The sequence below is a fragment of the Enterobacter sp. SA197 genome, from assembly GCF_054131575.1.
The window spans coordinates 493,340-509,952 of sequence record NZ_CP096393.1; the positions used below are offsets into that span (position 1 = coordinate 493,340).

Consider the following 16,613-nt stretch of genomic DNA (forward strand, 5'->3'; position numbering starts at 1 on the left):
AGGAACCGGCCCAACAGGCAAGCCGGTTATCGCTGATGGAAAATCAGGGGTTATGCCAGCTGCGGCGGCAGGCAGACGCCAATGCCGCCAATACCGCAGTAGCCATACGGATTTTTGTGCAGATACTGCTGATGATCATCTTCCGCATAATAGAACGGCGGCGCGGTGGTGATTTCTGTAGTGATGGTGCGTTCGTCATTGGCCGCATGCATTGCCTGCTGGAAACGCTCAAGGCTCGCACGTGCCGCTGCATCTTGTTCCGGGGTCAGCGGAAAAATGGCCGAGCGGTACTGGGTGCCCTGATCGTTACCCTGACGCATACCCTGCGCCGGATCGTGATTTTCCCAGAATGTCTGCAGGAGCTGATCATAGCTGATCACGGCAGGATCATAGACCACGCGAACGGCCTCGGTGTGGCCGGTCTGCCCGGTGCAGACTTCCCGATAGGTAGGATTTGGCGTGTAGCCGCCCATGTAGCCTGCGGCAGTGCTGTACACCCCAGGTAATTGCCAGAACAGGCGCTCAACGCCCCAGAAGCAGCCCATCGCAAAAAAGGCGGTTTCCATGCCATCTGGCACGTTGGTCATCGAGTGTTCGTTCACGGCATGTAAGCCTGCGACAGGCATCGGGGTGTTACGTCCGGGTAGCGCATCCGATTGAGTAACAAGATTTTTTTTATCAAACAGACTCATGGTGAGCCCTCCCAGGATCGCAAGTTGCGGTTAAGGTTGTAACGAAGCGTCTCTTTTAACACAATAAACGTGGTAAATAAGACTAGATTTAAACATAAGAAATATTTGGGGTGTCTTCCGTTTTTCAATCCACATTTTGGATTTTTTACAGGCCGCGGAGCGGCGTTGACGTTTCCTTCCAGGGGCGGGAACAAGGGATATTCAGGAGAAAACGTGCCAAAAATCCGTTATTTATGTTTTGTCGGCTTATTACTGGCATGCGAGAGCGCTGTCGCGGCAAACGTGCGATTACAGCTCGAAGGGTTAACCGGGACATTACAAAAAAACGTCCGCGCCCAGTTATCGACCATCCAGAGCGATGAAGTCACGCCGGATAAACGGTTCCAGGCACGCGTTGATGATGCCATTCGTGAAGGACTAAAAGCACTCGGTTACTACGAGCCGACGATTCAATTTGAGCTACGCCCCCCTCCGGCCAAAGGGCGCCAGGTGCTGATTGCCCACGTGACGGCGGGTGAACCGGTGCGCATTGGTGGCACGGACGTGATTCTGCGCGGCGGTGCACGCACCGACGAAGATTACCTGGCGTTATTAAGCAAGCGCCCAAAAACGGGCACCATTCTCAATCATGGCGACTACGACGGCTTCAAGAAATCTCTGACCCGCGTGGCCCTGCGCAAAGGCTACTTTGACAGCCAGTATAATCATAGCCAGCTGGGGATCGCCCTGGACAGACGCCAGGCTTTCTGGGATATCGACTACGACAGCGGTGAGCGTTACCGCTTTGGCGACGTCACCTTTGAAGGGTCGCAAATCCGCGAAGAGTATCTGCAAAACCTCGTGCCTTTTGAAAAAGGCGATTATTACCAGACGAAAGATTTGGCAGAGCTGAACCGCCGGCTGTCGGCTACCGGCTGGTTTAATTCCGTCATCGTGGCTCCCGAATTCGACAAATCGCGTAAAACAAAAGTGCTGCCGCTAAAGGGTGTGGTCTCACCGCGCATAGAAAATACTATTGAGACCGGCGTGGGCTACTCCACCGACGTGGGGCCACGTGTTAAAGCGACCTGGCGTAAGCCCTGGGTAAACTCTTACGGACACAGTTTCTCGACCACCGCCAGCGTCTCGGCACCCGAACAGCAGCTTGATTTCAGCTATAAAATGCCGCTTTTGAAAAATCCGCTTGAGCAGTATTACCTTGTGCAGGGCGGCTTTAAGCGCACCGATCTTAACGATACGGAAGCCGACTCCACGACCCTTGCGGTCTCCCGCTACTGGGATCTCTCCAGTGGCTGGCAGCGCGCCATTAACCTGCGCTGGAGCCTTGACCACTTTACTCAGGCCAATGTCACCAACACCACCATGCTGCTCTACCCTGGGGTGATGATAAGCCGTACCCGTTCACGCGGTGGGTTGATGCCGACCTGGGGCGACTCGCAGCGTTACTCGGTAGATTATTCGAGCACCGCCTGGGGCTCGGACGTTGAGTTTGTGGTGATGCAGGCGCAGAACGTCTGGATCCGCACCCTCTACGATCGTCACCGTTTCGTCGCCCGTGGCAACGTGGGCTGGATCGAAACTGATGACTTTGATCGCGTTCCACCGGATCTGCGCTTCTTCGCCGGTGGCGATCGCAGTATTCGTGGCTATAAGTACAAATCGATCGCCCCGGAAAATGACGATGGCAAACTGATCGGTGCCTCCAAAATGGCGACCGGCTCGCTGGAGTACCAGTACAACGTCACCGGAAAATGGTGGGGAGCGGTCTTCGTCGACAGCGGCGAGGCGGTCAGTGACATTCGTCGCAGCGATTTTAAAACCGGTACCGGTGTCGGCGTGCGCTGGCAGTCGCCGGTCGGCCCGATCAAGCTCGATCTCGCCGTTCCGGTGGGCGACAAAGATGAGCACGGTTTACAGTTTTACATCGGTCTGGGGCCTGAATTATGAGTTTATGGAAGAAGATAAGCCTCGGCGTACTGGTGTTTATTCTGCTGGTTCTGGGGACGATAGCCTTTCTGGTGGGGACCACCAGCGGCCTGCATCTGTTATTTAATGCGGCGAATCGCTGGGTGCCGGGGCTGCATATCGATCAGGTGACCGGTGGCTGGCGTGATCTGACGCTGAAAAACGTGCGTTACGACAGTCCCGGCGTGGCAGTGAATGCCGGAGAGCTTCATCTCGGTGTAAAGCTCGGTTGCCTGCGTGACACCAGCCTGTGTGTGAACGATATTTCGCTCAAAGACATCAATGTCGTCGTTGATACCAAAAAGATGCCGCCCGCCGCTAAAGTCGAAGAAGAGGAGAGCGGGCCGCTCAATCTTTCCACCCCGTACCCTATTACCCTTAGTCATGTGGCGCTCAACAACGTCAACATCAAAATTGATGACACCACCGTGTCGGTGATGGATTTCTCCTCCGCCCTGAACTGGCAGGATAAAAACCTGACCCTGAAACCCACGTCGCTGCGTGGGTTATTGATAGCACTACCTAAGGTGGCGGAGGTGGCGCAGGAGGAGGTGGTTGATCCAAAGATTCAACAGCCCAGACCTGACGAGTTACCGCTCGGTGAGTCGCTAAAACAACTGTTTTCGAAACCGGTCCTGCCGGAGATGACGGACGTTCACCTGCCGCTCAACCTGAATATCGAAGAGTTCCGTGGGGAACAACTGCGCCTGACCGGCGACACGGACATTATCGTCAGCACTATGCTGCTTAAAGTCAGTAGCATCGACGGTAATATGAAACTGGATGCGCTGGATGTTGATTCAAACCAGGGCACCGTGAATGCGACCGGCACCGCGACGCTACGTGATAACTGGCCGGTAGATATCACGCTCAATTCCACCCTCAATGTCGACCCGATTAAAGGTGAGAAGGTGAAGCTGAAAGTCGGCGGCGAAGTACGCAAGCAGCTGGAGTTTGGCGTTAACCTGTCCGGCCCGGTCGATATTGTTCTGCGTGGGCAGACGCAGCTGGCTGAAGCCGGGCTGCCGCTCAATCTCGATATCACCAGCGAACAGCTTTACTGGCCGTTTACCGGTGAAAAGCAGTATCAGGCCGATGACCTCAAGCTCAAGCTGAGCGGGAAAATGACCGACTACAGGCTGTCGTTCCGTACGGCGGTGAAAGGCGCGGATTTACCCCCTGCCACCATTACCCTGGACGGTAAAGGGAACGAGCAGCAGATCAATATCGACAAGCTGAGCGTGGCGGCGCTGGAGGGAAAAACCGAGCTCAAGGCGCTACTTGACTGGCAGCAGGCCATCAGCTGGCGGGGTGAGTTAACGCTGGACGGCATTAACACCGCCAAAACCTTCCCGGAGTGGCCGGCGAAGCTAAGCGGGCTGGCGAAAATGCGTGGCAGTCTGTACGGCGGTACCTGGCAGGTCGATATTCCTGAGCTGAAGCTCGCCGGGAACGTAAAACAGAATAAAGTGAGCGTCGACGGTCATCTTAAAGGCAACAGCTATATGCAGTGGGTTATTCCCGGCCTGCATCTGGAGCTGGGGCGTAATAAAGCAGACGTGAAAGGCGAGCTGGGGGTAAAAGATCTTAATCTGGATGCCACCATTGATGCGCCGGGGCTGGATAACGCCCTGCCGGGCCTCGGTGGCACCGCGAAAGGGCTGGTTAATATTCGCGGCACGGTAGAAGCACCGCAGGTGCTGGCTGACATTACCGCCAATAATTTGCGCTGGCAGGAACTACGCATCGCCAGAGTGCTGGTGAAAGGGGATATCAAATCCAGCGACCAGATAGCCGGGACGATGAACGTGCGTGTGGAGCGGATTTCTCAGCCCAACGTCAATCTCAGCCTGGTAACGCTGGCTGCAAAAGGCAGTGAAAAACAGCACGAGCTTGAACTGCGCGTACAGGGCAAGCCGGTTGCCGGGCAACTGAAGCTGGCGGGGAGCTTTGATCGCAACGAGCAGCGCTGGAAAGGCACGCTCAGCGATACCCGCTTCACCACCCCCGTTGGACCGCTGGTGCTCAATCGTTCCGTTGCGCTGGATTACCGCAATCAGGAGCAGAAAATCAGCATCGGGCCGCACTGCTGGAGCAACCCAAATGCGGAGCTGTGCGTACCACAAACCATTGATGCTGGCGCAGAAGGGCGGGCCGTGGTCAATCTCAACCGCTTCGATCTGGCCATGCTTAAACCCTTTATGCCGGAGGCGACGCAGGCCAGCGGCACCTTCAGCGGAAAAGCCGACGTGAGCTGGGACACCACCAAAGCGGGGTTGCCGCAGGGTGAAGTGACGCTGAACGGACGAAATGTTCGTGTGACGCAGCTTATTAATGGCTCGCCACTGCCGGTGGCCTTCGAGACGCTCAACCTCAATGCGCAGTTGCGTAATAACCGCGCGGATGTGGGCTGGATGATGCGCCTGACCAACAACGGGCAGTTTGACGGTCAGATCCAGGTGACCGACCCACAGGGGCGGCGCAACCTCGGTGGTAATGTGAACATCCGTAATTTCTCACTGGCGATGGCGAACGCTATCTTTACCCGTGGCGAGAAAGCGGCAGGCACGCTGAATGCCAGTCTGCGGCTTGGCGGCAACCTGCAAAGCCCGCAATTGTTCGGGCAGATGCAACTTAACGGTGTGGATGTGGAAGGCAACTTTATGCCGTTCGACATGCAGCCAAGCCAGCTGGCGATGAACTTTAATGGCACCACATCCACGCTACAGGGGGTGGTGCGCACGCAGCGCGGGCAGATTAGCCTGAGCGGTGATGCGGACTGGAGTCAGATAGATAACTGGCGCGCCCGTGTTGCGGCGAAAGGCAGTAACGTCCGGATCACCGTGCCGCCCATGGTGCGCCTCGACGTGTCGCCGGACCTGGTGTTTGAAGCGACGCCGAGTCTGTTCACCCTGGATGGCAATGTGGATGTGCCCTGGGCGCGCATCGTCGTGCATGAAGTTCCCGAGAGTGCGGTTGGCACCTCCAGCGACGAAGTGATGCTCAATTCAGACCTGAAACCGGAAGAAGCCAAAACCGCCGCCATTCCGATTAACAGCAATCTGACGGTGCATGTGGGCAATAACGTGCGTATGAGCGCTTTTGGCCTGAAAGCACGCTTAACGGGTGATTTAAAAGTTGTTCAGGATAAACAAGGGCTTGGTCTTAACGGACAGATCAATATTCCGGAAGGGCGTTATCATGCGTACGGTCAGGATTTGCTTGTGCGTAAAGGTGAGTTATTGTTCTCCGGTCCACCTGACCAGCCATTACTTAACATTGAGGCGATCCGTAACCCGGAGGCGACTGAAAACGACGTGACGGCCGGGGTACGCGTCACCGGTATGGCTGATGAACCGAAAGCAGAAATCTTCTCTGACCCGGCAATGTCGCAGCAGGAAGCGTTATCCTACCTGCTACGCGGGCAGGGTCTGGAGAGTGGTCAAAGCGATAGTGAAGCGATGACTTCTGCTCTGGTCGGTCTGGGGGTTGCACAAAGTGGCCAGGTTGTGGGTAAAATCGGCGAGACCTTTGGCGTCAGTAATCTGGCGCTCGATACCGAAGGGGTGGGTGACTCCTCTCAGGTGGTGGTCAGTGGTTATGTATTGCCGGGTCTGCAGGTAAAATATGGCGTGGGAATTTTTGACTCACTGGCGACTCTTACGTTACGTTATCGCCTGATGCCTAAGTTGTACCTGGAAGCGGTGTCTGGCATAGATCAGGCACTTGATTTGCTCTATCAGTTTGAGTTCTAGCAATGCGAATATTTGTCTACGGCAGTTTACGACGCAAGCAGGGCAATAGTCATTGGATGACAAATGCCCAGTGGCTTGGCGATCACAACGTTGAACATTATCAACTCTACAGTCTGGGGCACTACCCTGGTGCTGTGCCGGGTGATGGATGTGTGCAGGGTGAAGTGTACCGCATTGACGCGGCGACCCTGAGCGAGCTGGACGCATTGCGTACCGCAGGTGGCGAATACAAACGCCAGCTCATCCAGACGCCCTATGGCAGCGCCTGGATGTATGTGTATCAGCGTCCTGTTGATGGGCGACAGCACATCGTGACAGGCAACTGGTTGGACAGAGACCAGGCTTAAAACGAAACAACGCCACCTTCGGGTGGCGTTGTTTTTTACCCCGCTACCAGTGTTCAATCAGCGACGCGCCGATTTCCGCAATTTTCTTGTTTCGTTCATCCATCGTGGCCTGTGTTCCGGTCAGGTAAATCACCACAATGCGTGCCGGCTTGCCATCTGGCCCCAGCGCCGCAACGATGCCGCGGGAACCCCGCTCGCCCGCTCCTGTTTTATCAGCAATAAACCACCCTGCAGGCGTAACAGAACGCAGCAAAGGCCCGCCGACGTTATCTGCCTCCATCCAGTCCAGTAGCTGCTGGCGTGACGTTGGCGTCAGTACCTTGCCGATGAGAAGCTGACGCAGCGTCCGTGCCATGCTTTCTGGTGTGGTGGTATCTCGCTCATCTCCTGGCAGGGCGGCATTTAAGTCAGGCTCCCATCTGTCAAGACGCGTGGCCTCATCGCCCATCTTGCGTAAAAACGCGGTTAATTCCAGTGGGCCGCCAACTGTCGTCAGCAACAGGTTAGCCGACGTGTTATCACTCATGGTGATGGCGGCATCGCAGAGTTCAGCCACCGTCATACCGTCGGTAAGGTGCTTTTCCGTCACCGGTGAGTACTCAATCAAATCCTGCTGACGGTAATGAACGCGGCGTGTCAGTTGCTCCTTACCGGCGTCAACTCGAGATAATACTGCACCGCATAGCAGCGCTTTAAAGGTGCTCATCATCGGAAAACGTTCCTGAGAACGATAGCTCTCCAGAATCTTGCCATCAGCCAGAGAGACTTCGGCATAGCCCACGCGGGCATGAAGCTGCTGTTCGACTTCTTTAACTTTATTCAGTGTTTCCGGGTGAGCCCACGCGGGCAGGCAAAAGGTACTCAACAAGGGGATGAGGGGCAGGCGAAACCGTAGCATAGCAATACTCTTCCTTGGGATCGGGTTTATGACAGAGATGCATTGTAGGCGCAGATGATTTTCAGTGCGCGGTTGCCTGGACGTGAAGTGGGTAAAATCAGTCGGGAGAGGTACTGTGCCATCCGGCAATGAAGCCGGATGGCGTTCGGGATTAAGCGGCGCTCTGATGCAGTTTAAAGAGGCTGACAGCCTCTAACAGCTCCTCTGCCTGGCGCTGCATTTCATGAGCCGCGGCTGAGGACGCCTGCGAAAGGGTGGCGTTCTGCTGGGTAGCGGTATCCATATGGGTGACCGCGACGTTCACCTGATCGATACCGGTACTTTGCTCTTTGCTGGCCGCTGAAATGGTTTCCACCAGTTCACTGACCTGTTGCACGCTGCGCAGTATTTCATTCATGGCGGAACCCGCATTCTGCACCTGCGTGTTCCCTTCGGCGATACGGCCAACGGAATTGTCGATGAGGTGACGGATATCGCGCGCGGCTGAAGAAGATCGTTGTGCCAGCGCACGTACTTCTGCCGCCACCACCGCGAAACCCCGGCCTTCCGCCCCGGCGCGCGCGGCTTCCACTGCGGCATTCAGCGCCAGAATATTGGTCTGGAAGGCGATGCTGTCAATCACGCCAATGATGCTGTTAATTTCACTGGAGAGCTGGTGAATGTCGCTCATGGTCTGCACCACACGTTCCACGGCCTCGCCACCCTGACCGGCGATAGTAAAGGCATCACGTGCAATGGTGCTGGCGAAGCGGGAGTTCTCCGCGTTGCTTTTCACAACCGACGTCAGCTCTTCCATTGAGGCCGCGGTTTGTTCAAGCGCGCTGGCCTGCGCTTCATTACGCGAGGAGAGTTCACGGCTGCCCGTGGCAATCTCTGCCGAGGCGGAAGCGATGGATTCGGTACTATGACGCACGCCGTGCACAATGCGGGTCAGGTTGCCGTTCATCTCTTTAAGCGCCTGCATCAGTTCTGCGGTTTCATCGCGACCGGAAACCGTAAAGGTGGTTTTCAAATCACCGGATGCCACCGTACGGGCGACCGCGACCGCCTGAGCCAGCGGGTGCGTAATACTGCGCACCAGCCACCAGGTAATAAGCGCGCCGACCAGCATCGTAATGGCCATTGCAGTGAGTAGCATCAGGCGCGTTTGCTCAAACTGCGCCTGGTTGCGGGCATCCGTCTCGGTGTGAATGTTGTTGGCGTGTTCCAGCGTGCGTGCCACCACCTCGTCGATCATCCTGGTCGGCTCACGATCGATACCGGTGACCAGTTTGTCTACCCGTGAGGCGCTGGTGGCGTCGGTCAGTACAAACTGCTGTAAGGCGCTCAGGTAATGCTGCTCAAGTTCGGCATGCAGAATAAGGGTCTTCTCTACCTGCTTATTATCCATGCCCAACTGCGGCAGCAGACCACTGAGTTTTTGCAGTAACTGCTGGGTTGTCTGACTCTGCGCAATAAACGCGTTTTTATATTTATCAAACGTTTCCTGGCCTTGTGTGCCGCGCAGTAAGGTGTTTTTCCACTCCTGCACCTGAATTTTGAACTGTACCTGGGCGTTACGGGCGGTGTCGATACTGTCGGCCAGCACTTTTTCGGTGTTCATCATTTTTTGGTTCTGGTCGAAACCGGCGCTGTTGATAGCAAGCCCACGTAACCCGATAAACAGCGTTGCCAGGAGTAATAGCGTAGCCATCAGGCCAAGACGTTGTCCGATGGTGAATTGATTGAGTTTCATACCGCTTCCGTTGAGTTCACGAGACATTGATCACAAACAGGGGGTATCGACCAACGGGGAGAGGACTTTATGGCAGGAAAAACAGGGTGATAGCCTCAGTCTGGCTTATGCCATTCATTAGCATGGAAAAAGAATTTTATGGCACTTTTATGACAGCGCAATAAACGGGCGAAACAGGGTCAAAAAACCGACCCGTCCGCCGTCTGTTACAGGAAAAGCGCCCGTGATGACGCCGCACCGGATAACAGGGCGCGGCGTCACTCTCATCCCGGTCAGATTTTTTCCAGATCGATTTTCAGCACTGCGTCTGCTGATTTGCTCATCTCTTTTTCGCCCTGCTTCAGGCTGACAAACAGTTCGCTACCGTTAGCCGCCAGCGCCAGGCTGTTGGGCAGTAATTCGGTAGCAATATAGGTTTTAAGGCGATAGGAGGTGCCGTCAATAATGCTGATGAGTTTTGCATTGCGATGGGTAATATAAATTTCATCGCGTTTGGCGTTGTAAAGCACCGCCAGAGAGTTAACGTTATTAATACTGTGGATAATTTTACCGTTACGGGTATCGACGACCAGAATATTGGGCAGATCCGGGTCAGTAATAAAAGCGCGATCGTTTTTGCTGTCGAGTGCGATATTCAGGAAGAAGTGTTTTTTATTGCCTTCAATCACATGGCGGCTGACGATTGAATTATCTTTCCCATCGATAGTAACCAACTCGCCACTGCCGTTAATGACATATACCAGACCTTTTTCGCTATTCACGGCAAGGCCTGTTGGCCATTTACCCATCGCTTTTATGGTGGTCAATAGCGTATTTGTTTGGGTGTCAATAACCCAGACCACTCCCTCTTTTGCTACGCCGGAAACATATAAACGGTGGTGGACGTTATCCAGCGCCATTTCGCGGGTATGAATAATCGCTTCCGGGTTTGAGGTATCGCTCAGCTGCAGGGTTTTCAGTTCCTTACCGCTACGGGTATCCAGCAGGGTCACGGAGCCTTCCAGCGTGTTACCGAGGTATAACCTGTGGTTTGCTTCATCCAGCGCGGTGGCGAACGCGCGGCGGCTGGTGTTCAGCGTGCCGGTGGTATTCAGGGTCTGCGGATCGAGGCGGTAAACGAGACCATGCGTTTTGTCTTTATCGAAAGAGGGGGCAGAGGCAGCGAACAGTGTGTTCTGGCTCGCGTCATATGCCAGCTCATAAATTCCCGGACCGGGGGACGCGGTCAGAAAGTCGCTTTGCGGACGTGTTGCTGCGCTGGCAGAAAACGATGTCACAAGCAGAGTCAGAGAGAGAGTAATCGCAGAGGCCGCTTTCAGGGCAGGTAAACGAGATAAGGTCATTGGCGTATCTTAATGTTATTTATGGAACGCAAATGATAATTATTGTCAGTAACGTTTGCAATGTTCGTAACAGGTACAAAAAAGCCCTGAGCCGCCGTCACCGACGTTCAGGGCTTTTCAAGCAAAGGGATTACTTCTTCGCAGCGCGCTCGAAGGAAGCAACGATTTCAGCTTTAGCGGCTTCAGCGTTGTCCCAACCGTCTACTTTCACCCATTTGCCTTTTTCGAGATCTTTATAGTGCTCGAAGAAGTGCGTGATCTGGGCCTTCAGCAGCTCAGGCAGATCGTTTACATCTTTAATGTGATCGTACTCTTTGCTCAGTTTGGTGTGCGGAACCGCAACCAGTTTGGCGTCTTCACCTGACTCGTCGGTCATTTTCAGCACGCCAACCGGACGGCAGCGGATCACTGAGCCTGGCTCCAGCGGGTATGGCGTTGGGACCAGTACGTCAACCGGGTCACCGTCCAGAGAGAGGGTGTGGTTGATGTAGCCGTAGTTGCACGGATAGAACATCGCAGTAGACATGAAGCGGTCAACGAACAGCGCGCCGCTGTCTTTATCGACTTCGTATTTAATCGGGTCAGCGTTAGCCGGGATTTCAATCACTACATAGATATCTTCTGGCAGATCTTTACCCGCCGGGACGTTGAGTAAGCTCATGTTTGTTTCCTTTGAAATGTGTGGCAAACAAGTGCCGGGTATTATAGCCAACTCCCCGCGAATGTCTCCGCCTGTTTTACTCTTCACCCCATCAGCGGCAGACTATTTTGCATAAAAACATGACCGGATTGTCCATAAAGACAGCCGCATCATCAATAAAATTATGTAAGCGATTACACTGAGGGTGCTGAGAGCAGTTTCACCTGAAAAAGACTGTAATTTCAAAGCATGATGCAGGCCCGATCCCTCATGCTCTTTTCGCGCGCCAGATCGCAACTGGAAGCTAACAATTTATTCACTTTTCCAATTTGTGATGTAACGCATTCTGTTACATCTCCTATTGTCTATAGTTTTCCCGCAGGCAAAGTTGCAGCCAACAATAACCCTACGAGGATACTCTTATGTGGAAGCGCTTACTTCTTGTCACAGCAGTTTCAGCAGCCATGTCGTCTATGGCGATGGCCGCCCCTTTAACGGTGGGATTTTCGCAGGTTGGTTCTGAATCCGGCTGGCGTGCCGCCGAAACCAACGTCGCGAAGAGCGAGGCTCAAAAACGCGGTATCACCCTGAAAATCGCTGATGCACAGCAAAAACAGGAAAACCAGATTAAAGCCGTGCGCTCGTTTATTGCGCAGGGTGTGGACGCCATCTTTATCGCGCCTGTTGTGGCAACGGGGTGGGAACCGGTGCTGAAGGAAGCGAAAGACGCCAAAATTCCGGTCTTCCTGCTCGACCGCACCATTGATGTGAAAGATAAAGATCTTTATATGACCACGGTTACCGCCGACAACGTGCTGGAAGGCCGTCTCATTGGTGACTGGCTTATTAAGCAGGTCGACGGTAAGCAATGTAATGTTGTGGAACTGCAAGGTACCGTAGGGGCAAGCGTCGCCATCGATCGTAAGAAAGGTTTCGCCGAAGCCATCTCTAAAGCTTCCAATATCAAAATTATCCGCTCTCAGTCTGGCGACTTCACCCGCAGTAAAGGGAAAGAGGTCATGGAAAGCTTTATCAAAGCCGAGAACAACGGCAAGAACATCTGCATGGTTTATGCCCATAACGATGACATGGTGATCGGTGCTATCCAGGCGATTAAAGAAGCGGGTCTGAAGCCGGGCAAAGACATCCTGACAGGCTCTATTGACGGCGTACCGGATATCTACAAAGCGATGATCGACGGTGAAGCCAACGCCAGCGTTGAGCTGACCCCGAACATGGCTGGCCCGGCATTTGATGCGCTGGAGAAATTCAAGAAAGACGGCACCCTGCCTGAAAAAGTTACTATCACCAAATCGACGCTCTACCTGCCGGACACGGCGAAAGAAGAGTTAGAGAAGAAGAAAAATATGGGCTACTGATGCCTTTGTCGCTCTGCCCCTCACCCCAGCCCTCTCCCCGGAGGGGAGAGGGAGTCGAAGGGCTGGCACGATTAATCCCCTCTCTCCCGAAGAGGAGAGGGAGTTAAGGGTTGGCACGATTAATCTCCTCTCTCCCGAAGAGGAGAGGGAGTTAAGGGTTGGCACGATTAATCCCCTCTCTCCCGAAGAGGCGAGAGAGTTAAGGGTTGGCACTATTAATCCCCTCTCCCCTCTGGGGAGAGGGTCAGGGTGAGGGGGAGAATACAATGACGACTGAACAACACCAGGAAATCCTCCGTACTGAGGGGCTCTGCCAGTATTTTCCGGGCGTTAAAGCGCTGGATAACGTCAATTTCAGCCTGCGCAAAGGCGAAATTATGGCATTGCTCGGTGAGAACGGGGCGGGAAAATCAACGCTGATTAAAGCCTTAACCGGCGTCTATCATGCAAACAGCGGCACTATCTGGCTGGAAGGCCAGCAGATCAACCCCAAAAATACCGCCCATGCCCAGCAACTGGGCATCGGGACGGTCTACCAGGAGGTGAACCTGCTGCCGAATATGTCGGTGGCGGATAACCTGTTTATTGGCCGTGAGCCTCGCCGCTTTGGTTTACTGCGCCGTAAAGAGATGGAGAAGCGGGCCACCGAGCTTATGGCTTCTTACGGCTTTTCGCTGGACGTGCGTGAACCGCTCAACCGCTTTTCCGTCGCCATGCAACAGATTGTGGCGATTTGTCGCGCCATCGATCTCTCTGCGAAAGTGCTGATTCTGGATGAGCCTACCGCCAGCCTGGATACCCAGGAGGTGGAGATGCTCTTCACGCTCATGCGCCAGCTTCGTGCGCAGGGTGTCGCGCTGATTTTCGTCACTCACTTTCTCGATCAGGTTTATGAGGTGAGCGACCGCATCACCGTGCTGCGTAATGGCAGCTTTGTGGGCTGCCGCGAAACCCGCGAACTCCCGCAAATCGAACTGGTGAAAATGATGCTGGGGCGCGAGCTGGACAGTAACGCTCTGCAACGCGCAGGACGCACCCTGCTCAGCGAAAAACCCGTCGCGGCATTTAAAGATTTTGGTAAGAAGGGCGTCATTACGCCATTCGACCTTGAAGTTCGCCCCGGTGAAATTGTCGGACTGGCGGGACTGCTTGGTTCCGGGCGTACCGAAACCGCCGAAGTGATTTTTGGGATCAAGCCTGCCGACAGCGGTAGCGCCCTCATCAAAGGTAAGCCGCAGGCCCTGCGTTCGCCGCATCAGGCCTCCTGTCTGGGCATCGGCTTTTGCCCTGAAGATCGTAAAACCGATGGCATTATTGCCGCCGCTTCGGTGAGAGAAAATATCGTGCTGGCGCTACAGGCCCAGCGCGGCTGGCTGCGTCCGATACCCCGGCGCGAACAGAACGCCATCGCCGAGCGTTTTATTCGTCAGTTGGGCATTCGCACGCCGAGCGCCGAACAGCCCATTGAATTTCTGTCCGGTGGTAATCAGCAAAAAGTGCTGCTTTCACGCTGGCTGCTGACGAAGCCGCAGTTCCTCATCCTTGATGAACCGACCCGCGGCATCGATGTGGGGGCCCACGCGGAGATCATTCGTCTGATTGAAACCCTCTGCGCTGATGGTCTGGCGCTGCTGGTTATCTCCTCGGAGCTGGAGGAGCTGGTGGGCTATGCCGACCGGGTAATTATCATGCGCGATCGCAAACAGGTAGCGGAAATTCCGCTTGCTGAGCTGTCGGTTCCGGCGATCATGAATGCCATCGCGGCATAAGGAGTAATCTGTGATGCCTCAGTCACTTCCGCAAACCGGGCCGTCGAAACGGCGCTTCACATGGCCGACAGGCACGCCGCAGATCCTGGCGCTCCTGCTGGTGCTGCTGGTCGACAGCCTGGTTGCTCCCCACTTTTTTCAGATTATGTTGCAGGATGGGCGCCTTTTCGGTAGCCCGATAGACATTCTCAACCGTGCGGCCCCCGTCGCTTTACTGGCTATTGGCATGACGCTGGTGATTGCGACCGGTGGTATTGATTTGTCGGTCGGGGCAACCATGGCCATTGCCGGCGCAACGGCAGCCTCAATGACCGTCGCCGGGCATAGCCTGCCGATAGTGCTGCTCGCGGCGCTCGGCACTGGTGTGCTGGCCGGGCTGTGGAACGGCGTGCTGGTGGCGATACTCAAAATTCAGCCCTTTGTCGCCACGCTGATTCTGATGGTCGCCGGGCGCGGCGTGGCGCAGCTTATCACCTCAGGGCAGATTGTCACCTTTACTGCCCCGGATCTTGCCTGGTTCGGCAGCGGCAAGCTGCTGCTGTTCCCGACACCGGTAATTATTGCGCTGGTGACGCTGGTTATCTTCTGGCTGTTCACCCGCAAAACCGCACTGGGTATGTTTATCGAAGCGGTGGGGATCAACATTCGGGCCGCCAAAAACGCTGGCGTAAACACCCGCGTGGTAGTGATGCTGACCTACGTACTGAGCGGCGTCTGCGCCGCCATCGCCGGGGTGATTGTCGCGGCGGATATTCGTGGGGCGGATGCGAACAACGCGGGATTGTGGCTGGAGCTGGACGCGATTCTGGCGGTCGTCATCGGGGGCGCCTCCCTGATGGGCGGGCGTTTTAATCTGGTGCTATCGGTCATAGGTGCGCTGATTATTCAGGGCATGAATACGGGGATTTTGCTCTCGGGCTTCCAGCCAGAGCTTAACCAGGTGGTGAAAGCAGTGGTGGTGCTGTGCGTGCTGATTGTTCAGTCGCCGCGCTTTATTGCACTGATTAAAGGAGCTCGCGGTCATGATAAAACGTAACCTGCCGCTGATGATCACCCTCGGCGTCTTCGTGCTGGGGTATCTCTACTGTCTGACGCAGTTTCCCGGTTTCGCGTCGACACGGGTAATCTGTAACATTCTGACCGATAACGCCTTTCTGGGAATTATCGCCGTCGGCATGACCTTTGTTATTCTCTCCGGCGGAATTGACCTCTCCGTTGGCTCGGTGATTGCCTTCACCGGGGTGTTCTTAGCCAAAGCGATCGGCTTCTGGGGCATTTCGCCCCTGCTGGCCTTTCCGCTGGTGCTGGCGATGGGCTGCGCATTCGGGGCCTTTATGGGGCTTTTGATTGACGCGCTGAAAATCCCCGCCTTTATCATTACCCTGGCCGGGATGTTCTTCCTGCGCGGGGTGAGCTACCTGCTCTCGGAAGAGTCCATTCCGATTAATCACCCGGTCTACGATAGCCTGTCCAGCCTCTCCTGGCTGATTCCCGGCGGCGGACGCCTGAGTGCGATGGGGCTGCTGATGCTGGGCGTCGTGGTAATTGGTATTTTCCTCGCGCACCGCACTCGCTTTGGTAATGAGGTGTATGCGATTGGGGGCAGCGCGACCTCCGCGAACCTGATGGGGATCTCCACCCGCAGTACAACCATTCGTATCTACATGCTGTCAACCGGCCTTGCAACGCTGGCAGGCATTGTCTTTTCGGTCTACACCCAGGCAGGGTATGCGCTGGCGGGGGTTGGGGTCGAGCTTGATGCCATCGCCTCGGTGGTGATTGGCGGTACACTGCTCAGCGGCGGAGTGGGCACGGTACTCGGCACCCTGTTTGGCGTGGCTATCCAGGGGTTGATTCAGACCTATATCAACTTTGACGGTACGCTCAGCTCCTGGTGGACCAAAATCGCTATCGGCATTTTGTTATTTATTTTTATCGCGTTGCAACGTGGTCTGACAGTACTCTGGGAGAACCGTCAAAGCTCGCCCGTAACCCGCGTTAGTACGATGGCGCCAAAGTAGTAACCTATTGAAATTACTATAAAGAACTAAAGTTTTTCCGGTGGCGGACGATAACCTGCCAATGAGGCT

The 16,613-nt window shown here is 55.0% G+C and carries 12 protein-coding genes; 7 read left to right on the forward strand and 5 right to left on the reverse strand.

From position 1 onward, the window contains the following. Nucleotides 1-50 precede the first annotated feature (50 nt). Nucleotides 51-692 carry a peptide-methionine (S)-S-oxide reductase MsrA gene (gene msrA / locus M1D91_RS02295; RefSeq protein WP_437432293.1) on the reverse strand — a complete coding sequence of 214 codons (642 nt, stop codon included), beginning with the start codon at nucleotides 690-692 and terminating at the stop codon, nucleotides 51-53. A 213-nt stretch (nucleotides 693-905) separates the two neighbouring features. Between msrA and tamA the strand changes: the two genes are divergently transcribed. From tamA to M1D91_RS02310, 3 genes are read left to right on the forward strand one after another with little or no spacing between them, the layout of a single operon-like run. Next, entirely contained in the window at nucleotides 906-2,639 is a 1,734-nt protein-coding gene (tamA, locus tag M1D91_RS02300; protein ID WP_437432294.1) for an autotransporter assembly complex protein TamA, read from the forward strand. Continuing rightward, nucleotides 2,636-6,412, forward strand: a complete 3,777-nt coding sequence (gene tamB, locus M1D91_RS02305) for an autotransporter assembly complex protein TamB (protein WP_437432295.1) — start codon at nucleotides 2,636-2,638, stop codon at nucleotides 6,410-6,412. Before tamA ends, tamB begins: the two co-directional genes overlap by 4 nt. Before the next feature lie 2 nt (nucleotides 6,413-6,414). Continuing rightward, complete coding sequence (locus M1D91_RS02310) at nucleotides 6,415-6,759, forward strand: gamma-glutamylcyclotransferase family protein (RefSeq protein WP_437432296.1); 345 nt, start codon at nucleotides 6,415-6,417, stop codon at nucleotides 6,757-6,759. A 43-nt stretch (nucleotides 6,760-6,802) separates the two neighbouring features. On the opposite strand, the gene bla is transcribed toward M1D91_RS02310, so the two are convergent. The 4 genes from bla to ppa all read right to left on the reverse strand — a co-directional run bounded on the left by bla (nucleotide 6,803) and on the right by ppa (nucleotide 11,396). Continuing rightward, entirely contained in the window at nucleotides 6,803-7,657 is an 855-nt protein-coding gene (gene bla / locus M1D91_RS02315; RefSeq protein ID WP_437432297.1) for a class A beta-lactamase, read from the reverse strand. A gap of 151 nt (nucleotides 7,658-7,808) precedes the next feature. Next, complete coding sequence (locus M1D91_RS02320; RefSeq protein WP_437432298.1) at nucleotides 7,809-9,392, reverse strand: methyl-accepting chemotaxis protein; 1,584 nt, start codon at nucleotides 9,390-9,392, stop codon at nucleotides 7,809-7,811. Between the two features lie 272 nt (nucleotides 9,393-9,664). Further along, nucleotides 9,665-10,735: a 7-bladed beta-propeller protein YncE gene (gene yncE, locus M1D91_RS02325; RefSeq protein WP_437432299.1), complete on the reverse strand. Its 1,071-nt coding sequence runs from the start codon at nucleotides 10,733-10,735 to the stop codon at nucleotides 9,665-9,667. Between the two features lie 130 nt (nucleotides 10,736-10,865). Further along, a complete protein-coding gene (gene ppa / locus M1D91_RS02330) occupies nucleotides 10,866-11,396 on the reverse strand; it encodes an inorganic diphosphatase (RefSeq protein WP_263098289.1) in 531 nt (176 codons plus the stop codon). A 401-nt stretch (nucleotides 11,397-11,797) separates the two neighbouring features. Between ppa and ytfQ the strand changes: the two genes are divergently transcribed. The 4 genes from ytfQ (at nucleotide 11,798) to yjfF (ending at nucleotide 16,544) form a co-directional block, all read left to right on the forward strand. Then, complete coding sequence (ytfQ, locus tag M1D91_RS02335) at nucleotides 11,798-12,754, forward strand: galactofuranose ABC transporter, galactofuranose-binding protein YtfQ (RefSeq protein ID WP_437432300.1); 957 nt, start codon at nucleotides 11,798-11,800, stop codon at nucleotides 12,752-12,754. Nucleotides 12,755-13,020: 266 nt separating this feature from the next. Then, nucleotides 13,021-14,523 (forward strand): galactofuranose ABC transporter, ATP-binding protein YtfR, encoded by a 1,503-nt coding sequence (gene ytfR / locus M1D91_RS02340; protein WP_437432301.1) that lies wholly within the window; start codon nucleotides 13,021-13,023, stop codon nucleotides 14,521-14,523. A gap of 10 nt (nucleotides 14,524-14,533) precedes the next feature. Then, the gene (ytfT, locus tag M1D91_RS02345; protein ID WP_437432302.1) at nucleotides 14,534-15,559 is read left to right on the forward strand and encodes a galactofuranose ABC transporter, ATP-binding protein YtfT; all 1,026 of its coding nucleotides are present in this window, start codon (nucleotides 14,534-14,536) and stop codon (nucleotides 15,557-15,559) included. After that, nucleotides 15,546-16,544 carry a galactofuranose ABC transporter, permease protein YjfF gene (gene yjfF / locus M1D91_RS02350; protein ID WP_437432303.1) on the forward strand — a complete coding sequence of 333 codons (999 nt, stop codon included), beginning with the start codon at nucleotides 15,546-15,548 and terminating at the stop codon, nucleotides 16,542-16,544. Before ytfT ends, yjfF begins: the two co-directional genes overlap by 14 nt. Nucleotides 16,545-16,613: the final 69 nt, after the last annotated feature.

Excerpts from the sequence above, each read along its gene's own strand:
- ppa (WP_263098289.1), bottom strand. The coding sequence starts at position 11,396 with ATGAGCTTACTCAACGTCCCGGCGGGTAAAGATCTGCCAGAAGATATC.
- M1D91_RS02310 (WP_437432296.1), top strand. The coding sequence starts at position 6,415 with ATGCGAATATTTGTCTACGGCAGTTTACGACGCAAGCAGGGCAATAGT.
- ytfQ (WP_437432300.1), top strand. The coding sequence starts at position 11,798 with ATGTGGAAGCGCTTACTTCTTGTCACAGCAGTTTCAGCAGCCATGTCG.
- ytfR (WP_437432301.1), top strand. The coding sequence starts at position 13,021 with ATGACGACTGAACAACACCAGGAAATCCTCCGTACTGAGGGGCTCTGC.
- yjfF (WP_437432303.1), top strand. The coding sequence starts at position 15,546 with ATGATAAAACGTAACCTGCCGCTGATGATCACCCTCGGCGTCTTCGTG.
- tamB (WP_437432295.1), top strand. The coding sequence starts at position 2,636 with ATGAGTTTATGGAAGAAGATAAGCCTCGGCGTACTGGTGTTTATTCTG.
- M1D91_RS02320 (WP_437432298.1), bottom strand. The coding sequence starts at position 9,392 with ATGAAACTCAATCAATTCACCATCGGACAACGTCTTGGCCTGATGGCT.
- msrA (WP_437432293.1), bottom strand. The coding sequence starts at position 692 with ATGAGTCTGTTTGATAAAAAAAATCTTGTTACTCAATCGGATGCGCTA.
- bla (WP_437432297.1), bottom strand. The coding sequence starts at position 7,657 with ATGCTACGGTTTCGCCTGCCCCTCATCCCCTTGTTGAGTACCTTTTGC.
- yncE (WP_437432299.1), bottom strand. The coding sequence starts at position 10,735 with ATGACCTTATCTCGTTTACCTGCCCTGAAAGCGGCCTCTGCGATTACT.